General features: G+C 30.7%; 6 protein-coding genes and 2 pseudogenes. 4 read left to right on the forward strand and 4 right to left on the reverse strand.

What is annotated here, in order from left to right; all coding sequences use genetic code 11:
* Nucleotides 1-263 precede the first annotated feature (263 nt).
* From P618_RS02020 to P618_RS08545, 3 genes and pseudogenes are all read left to right on the forward strand, one after another.
* Complete coding sequence (locus P618_RS02020; RefSeq protein WP_021827363.1) at nucleotides 264-1,070, forward strand: leucine-rich repeat domain-containing protein; 807 nt, start codon at nucleotides 264-266, stop codon at nucleotides 1,068-1,070.
* Between the two features lie 752 nt (nucleotides 1,071-1,822).
* Nucleotides 1,823-4,075, forward strand: coding sequence for an O-antigen ligase family protein (locus P618_RS02025; RefSeq protein ID WP_162147056.1), 2,253 nt, complete (start codon nucleotides 1,823-1,825; stop codon nucleotides 4,073-4,075).
* 415 nt (nucleotides 4,076-4,490) lie between these two features.
* A pseudogene (locus P618_RS08545) lies at nucleotides 4,491-5,235 on the forward strand (transposase); the annotation flags it as partial.
* A gap of 1,152 nt (nucleotides 5,236-6,387) precedes the next feature.
* Here the strand turns inward: P618_RS08545 and P618_RS02045 are convergent.
* Nucleotides 6,388-6,948, reverse strand: coding sequence for a hypothetical protein (locus P618_RS02045; protein ID WP_021827371.1), 561 nt, complete (start codon nucleotides 6,946-6,948; stop codon nucleotides 6,388-6,390).
* Nucleotides 6,949-7,480: 532 nt separating this feature from the next.
* Here P618_RS02045 and P618_RS02050 point away from each other — a divergent pair.
* Nucleotides 7,481-7,720: a hypothetical protein gene (locus tag P618_RS02050; RefSeq protein WP_024161085.1), complete on the forward strand. Its 240-nt coding sequence runs from the start codon at nucleotides 7,481-7,483 to the stop codon at nucleotides 7,718-7,720.
* A gap of 582 nt (nucleotides 7,721-8,302) precedes the next feature.
* Here the strand turns inward: P618_RS02050 and P618_RS09575 are convergent.
* The 3 genes and pseudogenes from P618_RS09575 to P618_RS02060 all read right to left on the reverse strand — a co-directional run.
* Nucleotides 8,303-8,506, reverse strand: a pseudogene (locus P618_RS09575) (IS5/IS1182 family transposase); the annotation flags it as partial.
* Nucleotides 8,507-8,829: 323 nt separating this feature from the next.
* Entirely contained in the window at nucleotides 8,830-10,953 is a 2,124-nt protein-coding gene (locus tag P618_RS02055; RefSeq protein ID WP_024161087.1) for a hypothetical protein, read from the reverse strand.
* Between the two features lie 412 nt (nucleotides 10,954-11,365).
* Nucleotides 11,366-12,466: a M50 family metallopeptidase gene (locus P618_RS02060; protein WP_024161088.1), complete on the reverse strand. Its 1,101-nt coding sequence runs from the start codon at nucleotides 12,464-12,466 to the stop codon at nucleotides 11,366-11,368.
* Nucleotides 12,467-13,334: the final 868 nt, after the last annotated feature.

Genomic DNA, 13,334 nt, shown 5'->3' on the forward strand with positions numbered 1-13,334 from the left:
GACTTATCAAATAGTCGCTATAAATATCAAGAAGATCCAGTTTCATTTTTTGTCCTTAAAAACTTATGGACGAAAAATATGATTATTTCAAGCAAAAATCAACTATTGCTGCGTAACATCAGTTATTCTTAAAAAATTTGAGCGAAATCCGTAAAACTTTAATCACAATCTAAACCATATGTTATTGGGACTGAGCAAAATAATGTTTTTATCTATTTTTTAAATAAAAATAGACATAATTCAAAATAAAATAGCAATAAAAAATGTTTAAAACTTTTAAAATATTATTTCTACTTAATTTCCAAGTTTTGTTTGCTTTTAATATTTTTCAACCAGAGCTGGAACGTCCTAATACAGACGAAATTTCAACAAATAAATTTAAATTTTACTGCAATAAAGAATTTACTGAATCTTACTATGCAAAAAATGGAACTTGGGTTACTTATCTTAACAAAATAAGCTCTTTAGGAAGAAAAATTCCCAATCATGTACGGTCTATAGAGATTAAGACAGATGTTCAAGATCCAGAAAATCTTAAAAAAATCAACTTTAACAAAGTTGATTCTCTTATACTTTCCTACATGAGCTCTAATATTCATCCAGAATTTCAATTGAAAAATCTTGTAGGTTCTAAGTTTCCCCATTTGAAATTTCTTTCTGTACACAATTCCAGCCTTAAAGATATCTCTCCTTTAAAAAAAATATATCTTCCTGCTTTAGAAAAGCTTCACTTTCAAAAAAATCCGATCCAAGATATTTCTGTCCTTAAAAAGCTTTTTTTTCCAAAACTAAGAAGCTTATCATTTCATGGGTGTGATATTACTGATATCACACCTTTACTTTCTTTTAAAGCGCCTTTATTAGAAACAATTTGTTTTTTTAGAAATGAAGAGCTCTGTATTAGTTTAGAGCATGCGAAAAAGCTAAAAAAACAATTTCCGCTACTAAAAAAAATTGGTATTTTAAGGACTGCGTGCAAAGGTAATTTTTCTCATATCTTTTTTCAAAAAAATGGAATATTTATGCAGCGAGAACAAAAACATGTTCACGATTGTTATCAAAAAATATGATATGTTTTCGTTGATGTGCGGTATATTTATAAATTGATTTTAAGTTATTGCATGTTTTTTTTTATATTTTTTCACGATAACCGTCTTTTCTCAATAATCTGAATGTCAGACATTTAACCAGAGAATAATTTTTGTGTAATTCTGATGACGTAAAATAATTTTTGAACAGAAATAAATACTATTGTGTAAGAAATGAGGATCTGAGTCTAATGTTAACTGTAGATGTATTAGAGGACAGTAACGATATAAATGTAAATCCTGTGATTGTCAATTTACAGATACCCTTCCCGAGGTGTGGCCTTTCAAACACTTTATGGATCTGGCGTTGATGGAGAGTTACGTCACTCTAATCGACTGAGATATTGGTGATCGCAGCGGACGCCAGCCTGACATGTGTTCCAGATGAATGGGGGAGATTTCTTCATGTCTTCCTGAAGAAAGGTATGTGCATGGAAAAAATCTTACATTTTCTATTGAATCAACAAAAGTAATAATCTATATCGATGGAAACCTTTAAAAAAAATCATCTTCTCATAGTCATGATATATTTCATAAGACAATGAAGCTGTTCCATTACTTTCAAGACAACCCAAAAATGTCTATTTATATATGACCGAATTATTATTGTCTAGTTAAATGTCTTATTTTTTTATTAAATTTTTATCAAGATAATATTTTTTATTTTTTTGCTTTAAATGAGAGAAAAGATCGTGTACAATTTCAACGTATTGTATAGGAAAAGCAGCGCAGTTTTGTTAAAATTAAATATTATTAAGAAAATATTTTTTATAGTCATTCCTTTGATTTTTTTTGTGACGATTTCTTCTCATATTTTTGCTGCGCGTCAGTTTTTAGATTATTTTTTCCAAGTGCCATTTTTTTTGTTTTTTGCTGTTTTTTTTATTTTCTTTTTAAACTTTTTTTTAACTTCAACCAGATTAATGCTGGCATATCGTCAGTTCGGGTATGCAGTTCCTTTTAGGAATATTTTTAAAGCAGGAATTATGGGGCAAATTTCAGGTTATTTTATGATTCCTTTTTTTTCGGCAATGGTGGGGCAGCATTATAGTTTAAAAAATTTTGGAATACCTCGAGCTGTTACAGCTATTGTAGCCTTGTATGAACGGGTGTTAATGGGGATTATTGCGTCCTGTCTTTCATTATGTAGTGTTTTTTTAATTTGGCCTCATCTAGTTTCTAAAGTGATGATGTATTGCTTTCAATTCATTGAAATATGTGCGGTCATCTTATGCATTTTTTGTGTTTTAGTTTTTAGAGGATGGAGTCTAAAAGAAAAAAAATTTTTTAGCCTTTTTTTGTCAAAAAGGTCTTTTATTTACGGATCCGGAATTGTATTTTTTTCTTTTTTGAGTTTTTTTTTAGTTGCAAATTCTTTTATGGTTTTACTTTTTTTCTTTAATCAATCTTTTTCCTACAAAATAATTTTAGGATCATGTTTAATTGTGAGTTTTATATCTAGTCTACCTATTAGCTTTAATGGTTGGGGAGTTCGAGAATTTGCATCTGTTACGGTGTTTAAAACTTTAGGAGTGCCCATCGAAGAGTCTCTGTTTATTTCTATCTTTATAGGTGCAGTTTCTCTTTTTTCTTTGATTATATTAAGTTTATTATCAAAATATGTTTTAAAAGAATCAAAATATACTTCCCAATTAATTGTTGAAATTCCGCTCTTTAAAGGTTTAAATCTTGAAAAATTTCTTATTGCTTTTTTAACTTATAGCGCATCTATAGGTTTGTTTTTTCAACTTCATTTTTCTATACCTCCTATAATGATTAATATCAGCCCTACCGATTTGATCGCACTGTGCGGATTACTTATTTTTTTTGATGAATTTTATCATGATAGAATTCGGTATACGGTCCCTTATATGAAAACATTTTTTATTTGCCTGCCTGTTGTTTTTAGTGTGTCTTTATTGAATGGAATTTTTCATTTTGGTTTTACCTCTTGGGCTTTTTATAATAAATTTTTAGGCCTATTTGTGTTACTGGGGTATGCTGGATTAGGAATTGTTTTTGTAAAAAATTTTGGAAAGCAAGGTGTATATAGAATCATTGATATTATGGGCATAACATTATTTTTTATTGTTTTATTCAAATTTTTGTTTGTACCTTTTTTTATGGAATTTGGTATATTAAACGCACGATCTGGAGAAGGTTTTCAAGGTTATGCAGGAAATCGAAATGCTTTCGCTATTCAATTGCTAAGTGTTTTTTGTCTCTTGTGTTACCGTTCAAAATATTGCTTTAATGTTTCTAAATCGTTTATAAGCATGCAAAATTTTCTTAGTGGTGTTATTTTGATGGGAATTTATTACACCTATTCAAGAGGCTGTATTATAGCAACGCTTTGTTTTATCGCAATGTTCATGTTTTTTAAAATAATGACCTTAAAAAATTTATTTCATTTATTTTTTTCTGCTCTATTTTTACCTGCTATTTTTTATCTTTTAAACGGTGCATTAATTTTTTTTAATTTAATAGTTGCTTATTTCAGTTCGCTACCTTTTAGTTGGCTACCTTCTTATTTATTATCTGTTTATTCCTTCCAATATTCTGATGAACAATCTAATCAAGAAAGAGTGTACACATTAATTGAAGGGGTTAAATTATGGCTTTCCTATCCTTTATTTGGGGCTGGTCTTGGTCGATTTGTTTTTAATGAATTGGAAAAGAAGCACCGGTATCTTACTATACATCATACGTTTTTATGGTTTTTAGCAGAATTCGGTGTTTTGGGAACATTTCCTGTATGTTTTTATGGGTACCAAATCATGAAAGAAATAAAAACGCATATAAAATATTTTTTTAAATTCAAATATAATATTCCTTTTGAAAATTTTTTACACCTTATTTTGCTCGTTATAATATGTCTTTTAGGTCAAATTTATGAAATTTTTTATCAAAGAATTTTATGGTTGATTTTTGGATTTTCTTTAACCACATTACGACTTAGTTTTGGCACTAACGATAGTAAAAAATAAAGTCTACCTGATGCTAAGAGGCTCAAATTTAGCAGAATGTATAATACTATTTTCCTAAATTAATTTGGTTAAATAATTTTCAAAGCATGTTTTTCAAATACTCTCAGTTGATATAGATTTTATAAAATTGCATACAGATTCTCTTAAATTATTTAGGCTATCTTAGATTCTATTTTTGATTGTGTGTGCATTAATATATTTTCCGAATATTTCAATAGGATTGATTTCAGGTAAGTAGGTATGCAAGTAGAATGTCTCTATATTTCTTGCCACCTCAAGCTTTTTTGATTTATATCATCCAGATCCATCCATAACTATTATCTTTTCATTAGATCTTTTTCGAAACCAAAATATATGTGTATACTGAAGCTAGGTTAATAAAAATATGAGGATTTTATAATTAAAATACGAATAAGTGAAGATTTTATCGGATGAGCAATTCAGAAGATTAACAAAAGTTAAACTTAGTACGTTTGATAAAACGATCAAAATGTTAAAAGAGGCGGATAAAAAGAAAAAAATGAAATGAGGTGGAGAAAACAAGCTAAGCATGGAAAATCAGCTATTAATAGCGTTGGAATATATCAGAGAACATCGCACATATTTTCATACTAGTCAAAGTTATGGAATAAGCAAACGTTCATGGTAAAAAGGAATTGAGTGAATTGAAGATACGCTTATCCAGTATCCAGATTTTGCTTTACCTGGTCGCAAAGCGTTACTTAAGAGCGGTATAGAATATGATGTTATACTAATAGATGCCACAAAAATGCCTATAGAACGCCCAAAAAAAAATCGCAATAACAAACAAAGACAATTTGATTCAGGGAAAAAAGAGAAAGCATACTTTAAAACCCTAAATTGTTGTCAATAAGAAGACGAAACAAGTAATATGTACTGCTTTTGCAAATGGTAAAGATACATGATTTTAGAGTATTTAAAGAATCGAAAACAAAGATAAATCCTAATACAAAGGTCATTACTGAAATTGGATATCAAGGGGTACGAAAACTGCATAGTAAATCTGCGCTGTAAAAAAAACGAAGCAAAGTCCTTTAACAAAAGAGGGCAAGCAGAAAAACCAAGAATTTGCGAGTAAAAGATTTGCAAATGAAAATGTTATCGGCAAGCTCAAACGATTTAAAATCATATCTGAAAAATAGAAAAACAGACAAAAAAGAAATGTTGGGCAAATATGAAGCGATAAATTGGGCAGAAAATTAAGTTCTGACAGGGCTTATATCAGTCAATTAGTGCTTTTTTATTTATTATAATCCAACTATTTTTGATGTAACTAAAGCTTGCGCGCCTTAACCGATAACGTGCACCACGGGCACTCATTCCAAATTCACGAGCAATATCTTCTGATCTAGAATCTAGATGATTAAGTGTTGAATAAAAACTTTTTTCTATAGTCGGCTTTGCTCCCAAACGTATCTTTGGGTGAAAATGTCCTTCACTTTTGTAACGTAAATGCCATCTGCTTTTTCTCTTAAATCTATACTATAGTAATTTAGCATGGAAATGGGATTTAAAAGAATGCGGCAATAGCCTCGTAAAGTTTATCAAACTGGTTAATTTGGTTCTTACCCCATACAACCTATAGATTCGATCAACTCTTTCGTTTTTTGTGATCTATGAAATGCAGCTTTATCCATTATTACAATTTTCCCAGGTTCTGATTCTATAACTTTTTTACCCAAGCTTCAAATAATTTTGTATGACAACAGCCATTAAATGCCATATTTTTCCGCTGCTAATAGTTACCGCTTTTTTTAGCAGCAAGCTTTTTCCCCTTTCTGCCCTATCATCTATTCTTCACAAATGGTCATCTCAATATCGCTTTCATCAATATATACAAGACTTTCTGACGATATGCCTTTTATAGTTTCTTTATATAGCTTTCATTTTTCTTGGCTTGCTTGCAAGTTGGTAAAGGTTTTTTTATAGCTAAAGCCTAGCTTCTTTAATCGTAGATACACAGAAATACTAGCATTAAATAGTTTTGCTATCTCTTCTATTTTTTTATCTTCATTGGACTTTGACATAAACCCTTAGCTTCTCTGAGTCTATTTTGCTCTTGCTGCCTAAGCGTGGCCTGCTTCTTGATAATCTGATCACCACCTATTTACGCTATTTCTTGGATGTCGTGTTTTGAGTGTTACCAAGCTTAATATATTCTATTACTTTCTTCCTTAGATTTAAGCTGTAGTGTTTCTTTTTCATTTTCTCTTAAAAATAATATCTTTTTGTCCCGTTTTCAAAATAAATTACTATATATACGCACTTAAATAAATACGTATAATTTGTTTTTATACTTTTACTTTTTTAATGATTTTTTCATCAAAATCTGAGTTATCTTTAATTTTACTATCAGATTTTAAATCATTTAAAACGCTTTTTAAGTGCTGAACATACGCTTGAATGAGAGCAATACAAGCATTAAACTTTTTCATATCGATATAACTCAAGACCTTAGGAGTATCTTCAAATGATTTAAATTGTTTTATCAAAATCAATTTTATATTTCTTTTAGATGCATTAAATATTTCGGAAATTAATTTGAACAGTGAATTTCGTAAATTGTTAAATGAAGTATTAGTATTTATTTCCCTTTTATCAGAAACTACTAAATCACCAAAATATTCTTTTAATTGTTTGAGCATTTCTTCGGAATAATTTATTTGAGAAATCATTTTCTCGATGTCTGATTCTGTAGACGAATCAAAATTAGGCTCAATATTTACACGAGCTGCATCCTCAAAAATTACTTTTTTTGAGGCAGCAACTAAAACATCTGAAAGTTGAGAAGGAGTCATTGCGAAAGAAGAAAGACTCAATAATCCAGATAATAAATAAAATATTTTTTTCATTTTTCATTCTTTTTGTTTTATTTCTTCATTTTTTATTATAACTAATAAAAATTAATATTTAGTTTAAAAATTTTGTTAATATAATTAAATTTTTTTGAAGAATAAATAGCGACTTGCGCAGAAGGTTTGTTACGTTGTTGATAGTATTTGATCTAATAAATATGATTGTCTTGAGTTTTTGAATAATTTTCCTCAGAGAGTTTTGATGTTTAGATAGATTTATGTCAAAATACGACTATCGTGTCGTATTAAGGTTATCAGCAATGCATTGCAAGAAGTGTACTTCCGAAAACTGCATAAGGAACGGTATAGTACGCAAGGTTCAGAGCTATAAGTGTAAGGAATGAGGTTATACCTTTTTTGAAGGTGATAAGAGAAGGCAAAAGAGAAACGGCTGTCAAAAAAGCCTTATGCGTCATTTTATACTCTTTAGCTAAGGCATTATTCTCCTTCTATTATAGGTAGGTGGTGGCAGAGATGGAAAAAATACAAGGATCTTCGGTTTCAGGTCATATTCAAGCAGTGGAATTTGATGAAATGTAGTATTTTTTCCAAAAAAGTCAAAAACTCTGGATTATCAAAGCCGTTGATCGTGGCACACGCAGAACTGTTGCCTGGGTTACAGGGAATCGTGATGCTACAACATTCACACGACTTTACGAAAAAGTCAAACATCTCAAAAATTGCACATTTTATACTAATAATGGGGATGCTTTCTCTAAAGTTCTACCAAAAAAACCGCCATAGTATTGGAAAATCAGGCACTGTATGAATAGTAAATACAAAATATCATCTAGGACGCATGACGAGATGTACTAAAGTAGTTTCCAAGAAGGAATTATCTTTAGGTGAAAACTCTCAATTTTTTTACGTTGACATTAAGATTAGGCTCTGTTCTCAATTAAGCCAAACGACAATTGAAGCCAAATGAATGGCGCCGCACTGCCGTGAGTTTAGCAAAAACATTCTCGATCAAGTGACGAGAAAAAAATATGTATCATAATTTGAAGACACCAACAGTTCTTTTTAGATAGAATCACGCTGCTTTTCTTTAAGTTTTTTCCGCCCCCTTTCATCGACAAGCACCGCATCAGCCTCTTCTAAATCATGCTACTGACCTTGTGTAAGGTGAATAGAGACCGGGATTTCCATGGGGCATCACACGGTACATAAATTTTGGTGCTCAGAACACCCAAAGGAGCCTCAAATGGCTTGATTATGCTCTTTTTTAGAGCCTGAGCTGTGTTGATGTGGTCGCACAATCGTTGACTTCGATCATCGCGCACTCATGATCAGCGTCCTGCGAGAGGATTTCAAAGAAATTTTGGTGCTCAGAACACCCAAAGGAGCCTCAAATGGCTTGATTATGCTCTTTTTTAGAGCCTAAGCTGTGTTGATGTGGTCGCACAATCGTTGACTTCGATCATCGCGCACTCATGATCAGCGTCCTGCGAGAGAATTTCAAAGATCTTTTTTTATACGTCCTTTTGCTTCAACGGATCAATCGAGTGTGGATGGATTTAAAATCACCAAACCTTTGCGGATCACGCCAAGGAATTCTCCTCACGGTAACGGTACAAAACAGTTTCAACACACAGGCGATTGTCCTTGGCTGACACATCTCCTGATTTTCCAGGTAAACTCTCCTTTGTCCGATCTCACTGATCATCCTGCAATACATAATGTCTCATTTAACTCATATTTCTTTTGAATTCTCAAAAAATATTGAAAAAAACCAACTTAATCGAGGATGTACCCTAGCTATATCAAAAAAATTGCACCTCATTCAAGATAAACTACTACAGTGTTACAAAGAAGGACATCTCTTTGCAAAAATGGAAGTTACTCAATCTGCATTATTATCGGGAAATGGGCACAACTTCAGGGGATATCAAATGATCTTCTTGATGCTTTTTTTTCTAGCGTTGCCAATGAAGACGATTCTTTGCAAAATTTAAAATACCTTAATTTATCAATGGGTGAATTATTATCGGAAAATTGTACAATCTCAGGGGATATCAAATGATCTTCTTGATGCTTCTTTTCTGGTGTTACAAACGAGGACATCTCTTTGCAAAAGTGAAAGTTACTCAATGGTGAATTGTTAGAAGAAAATTGTACAATCTCAGGGGATATCAAATGATCTTCTTGATGCTCTTTCTTTGGTGTTACAAACGAAGACAATTTTTGACAAAATTTAGAGTTTTTTAATTTACTTGACCGTGAAACTTTGGAAGAAAATTGCTCCACCTTATGATTTTCTGGGTGATGTTCTTGATGCTCTTTGTCTGGAGTTACAAACGAAGACAATTTTTGACAAAATTCAGAGCTTTTTAATTTACTTAATCTTTTGAAATTGATACCCTTAAGTACACTTAAATTAAAGTGGTGTTTGTTTAAGTAAAGCGCATCAATAATTTTTAAAAACTCTGAATCACTTAATGTGTTTAACTTTTCAAAACTGATGCTTTTAAAAATATCTGAAGAAAACTTTTCAGGAGTGTTGCAAAGTAAACATACAAGCTCAACAAACTGCTGACTTTTTTCAATGGCATTAATGACTTGAAAATTAATATCTTCTAAAATATTCAACGGAAGCTTATACCTTGATTTACAATACGCATCGATAACATTAAAAAAATACGCAGGCTTAAAAAAATTTATTTTTTTAAAATTAAGATATTGTATAGAATCAAAAAAAAGTTTATTTTTGCTACTAAAAAGCGTACATAAAACATAAGCAAAATGAGAATCATTAAGCGTATTTATTTTATTCACAAATTTTGGAAAAACATATAAAAATATTGCATCGCTTGAAGAATTAAAAATCTCAAATGCAATTTTTAAAAATTCTGAAAGAAGTAATGTATTAACTTTTTCAAATTCAATACTATGCATAACACTAAAAGGAAAAGAATGCTCTATATTAAAAAATGCACGTACACAGAAACTAAAATTTAAGTCATTCAATTTATTAATTCTTTTAAAATTGATATCTAAAAAAATGATAGAAGAAATTTCTTGTTTAGTACGAAACAAATTACCTATCACTAGTGTAAAATCTTCATTGTTTAAATTGTTTATTCTTTGAATATCCAATGTTTCAAAAATTTTTTTAAAAATTTTATGATTCGATAAACAAATACTGTTAATGAGTGCACAAAAGCGTGTATCATTTAACGTATTTATTTTTTGAGTGTCTAAATTTTCAAAAAATTTTGATGAAATGTTTTGCTTGAAAGCTAAAAGGATATTCAAAACAGCCACAAACGAAAAAGGGTCTAATGTATTAATTTTTTTCATACCCAATTCATCAAAAAACGCTGGAGGAATTTTTTGATGGTCGCAATAAGAAAGTTCTTGCATAAAATTAACAAATTGAAGGTCATCCAATGGGTGAATTTTGTTTAATCCAAAATTTTTAAATTTATCGATATTCAGTTCTTCTTTGAACTTAAAAAATGCCTCCATTACCTTGATAAATTTTTCGCTACTCATTGTTTCGATTTCGGAAATGATTATTTTCTCCCGTTTTAAAAAATTTGGATGTCTTTGAGTTTCTGCAGATGGGTTCAATATCTCACAAAGTAAAACTGCACACACATCTTTAGCTAAGACATAGGAAGTGTCTTTAAAATTTTCTATCCACAACACGGAAAGCTCAAAAATCTTTTGTCTTCCCAATTTTTGAACACAGTTAGGTTGAAAAAATTTGTCATAGTTTCCAGAATTTTTTAAAACATATTCTTTAAAAAATTCCTTCACTTGGATATTGCTTGGTATTTCTTGTGTTATTTTCTCTAAAATATTAAAAATATGCTGGGTATCTGAATGATCATCCCTTGCGTCGAAGATTTTTAATTGTTTGAGTAAAGAATCTATATGATTTTTATTCTTCCAAGAAATATTGTTCAATTTTGGAATCCTTGGGGGTAAAGAGAACGCATTTTCAGTTACTGCCAGAAATAAAAAAATTTTAAACTTCTTAAAAAAAATTGCCTGCATTGTATTCCTTTTTTGTATTTGCAAGATATTTACAAAGAGTCACACCTTATTTAAGCGTAAATTTTACAGACACAAATATCAACTTCCTTGCTTATAACATAAAGCTTTTTACTTTTATTTCGAAAAATATCTAGCTTTTATGTACTAATTTAATAAAAAAAAATATTAAAAACTTTTAATTTTAAATTTTTGTATCGTCTATACTTGAACATTCCTTCTTTTTACACATCATCAATTCAAAACTTAACTTACTGCTTGCAACAGAGCATTTTGCAACGTCTCTAAATCGTCTTGAAAAAATAGTGTTTGCTTAGGTTTTTTTCTGTACCAATGTTATCCAACTAAAAAACGATACGTATTAAAATTATATTTATTCATTTAATATTTTCTTAATTTAAAATCAAAGTAATGCTTATCTATAAAAATAATGTAAGATATTTTTAACAAACGTATAACGTTCCAAATCTTTAACAGAAGAGTAAACAAAAATTCCCCCTAAAAAAAGCATTGAAGACCAAAGCAACCACTGAGTGACTCGATGAGAAATATGTTTTCCTGTTATCCACTCTATTATAGACAAAAGAATGTTACCCCCATCTAATAAAGGAATGGGTAACAAATTAAAAAATCCTAAAGCAACTGAAAGCGAAGTCATTAATAAAAGAAACATCCCTAAATCTCTGTATTCCAAAATATCACGTGCCTGTTGAGCGATGCCCAAAGGCCCCGAAAGTTGAGAAATATTAGATTTTTTAAAAATTTCTAGAGGTTTTTGAATTTCTTCGAGAAAAACATTCAAAGCACTGGAAAAGTATTGATCCTCAGAAATTTTTTTCCACGAGCACTGTGGTGTAATTCCCAAATTTCCTTTCCAGACTTCTTTTGAATGTGTTGGAATTTTTGAGGATTTCAACCGAACATCAACTATTTTTTCATCTCTGTAAACTTTAATATCAAGCTCTTTATCCAACGTTGTGGACTGGAGAATAGATAAAATATCTTGAAATGATTGAACTGGACGATCTTGTATTTCAAGCACAGTATCTTTGGGAAAAAGAAAATTTTTTGCTACAGAAGAGGAGCTGACAGTTCCAATGATCGGTTGATTAGCGTCAGGAATTCCCTTCATAATAACCATACACAAGATTAATCCAAATGCTAAAACGTAATTCGCAAAAGGACCTGCAAACGCAATAAGAATTTTTTCCCAAGGTTTTTTATTTGTAATACTCGATTCGATAGCAGAATCCGTGGTTGTTAAGCCAGACGGGTCAGCGTCTCCTAAAAATTTTACGTACCCTCCTAACAAATAAGGAGAAATTTTCCAAATTGTTCCATTCTTATCTTTCCATTGAAACAACGCTGGACCAAACCCGATAGAAAAACTTTCAATCGATACACCTTGCCATCTAGCAACCCAATAATGCCCTAACTCATGAAAAATAACTAAGGGACATATCACAATAACGAATGAAAAAATTGTTTTTATTAACGAATAAATGTTTAATAACATTGTCTTCCTGCTAATATTAGATATATTACGTTCATTATCTCAAAAATGTTCAGAAAAGCAACAGGACTGAAAAAGGATTCTCTTAAATCCTTTGCAGCATAGGATATCAGCTCAAACAAATGATCATGTATATTTAAAATGTGTGCAAAATTTTTAAAAGTGATGCGCGACATTTCCACTCCAGATGAAAGACAACAATTATCCAAGTTATTCGGGAAGAAAGAAAAGTAAGGACGTATTCTTCACAATATTTTTTAAGGGAAAACGTCATGATTTTAGGGGATTTAAAGTATCCAAAAATTAAAGTTATAGATGGAGCAGTCGAGAAAAGAGTTGTAAAGAGCTCATCAATAGAGCAAAAAGCGTCTACTGTGTTTAGCCTAACCTCACGTACGCTTAATCTGGGGTCATTAGAGCTAAACCACGCTTAGGCAGAAAGGGCAAAATAGACCCAAAAAAGCTAAGGATTTATGTTGAGGTAAATGAAGATAAAAAATGAGCAGAAAATAGTAAAACTATTTAATGCTAATATTTTTGTGTATCAGCGCTTAAAGGAGCTAGACTTTAGCTATAAAAAAATAATGAAAGCGGTGTTGAGATGACTATTTGTGCAGAACGCAGGATGAAGCAGAAAGGGGAAAAAGCTTTCTGCCAAAAAGAGCGGTAAATTATTATCAGCGGACAAATATTATAGCTGGGTATGTTAATCATAAATCGATAGCACCTAGGTGTTTAGTTTCAAATTCTTATGGTGTAACTTACTCATCTTACGTAGCACCTTTCAAAATTTGAAGTTCATTGAACATTAAAACATTGGCTTTTAACAATAGTTTTTGTTTTATTGCAAAATGATTCAATGAGATTTTCA

Source organism: Holospora obtusa F1, from assembly GCF_000469665.2.
In the GTDB taxonomy this organism is placed as follows: Bacteria; Pseudomonadota; Alphaproteobacteria; order Holosporales; family Holosporaceae; genus Holospora; species Holospora obtusa.

Excerpts from the sequence above, each read along its gene's own strand:
- P618_RS02020 (WP_021827363.1), top strand. The coding sequence starts at position 264 with ATGTTTAAAACTTTTAAAATATTATTTCTACTTAATTTCCAAGTTTTG.
- P618_RS02045 (WP_021827371.1), bottom strand. The coding sequence starts at position 6,948 with ATGAAAAAAATATTTTATTTATTATCTGGATTATTGAGTCTTTCTTCT.
- P618_RS02050 (WP_024161085.1), top strand. The coding sequence starts at position 7,481 with ATGAAATGTAGTATTTTTTCCAAAAAAGTCAAAAACTCTGGATTATCA.
- P618_RS02055 (WP_024161087.1), bottom strand. The coding sequence starts at position 10,953 with ATGCAGGCAATTTTTTTTAAGAAGTTTAAAATTTTTTTATTTCTGGCA.
- P618_RS02060 (WP_024161088.1), bottom strand. The coding sequence starts at position 12,466 with ATGTTATTAAACATTTATTCGTTAATAAAAACAATTTTTTCATTCGTT.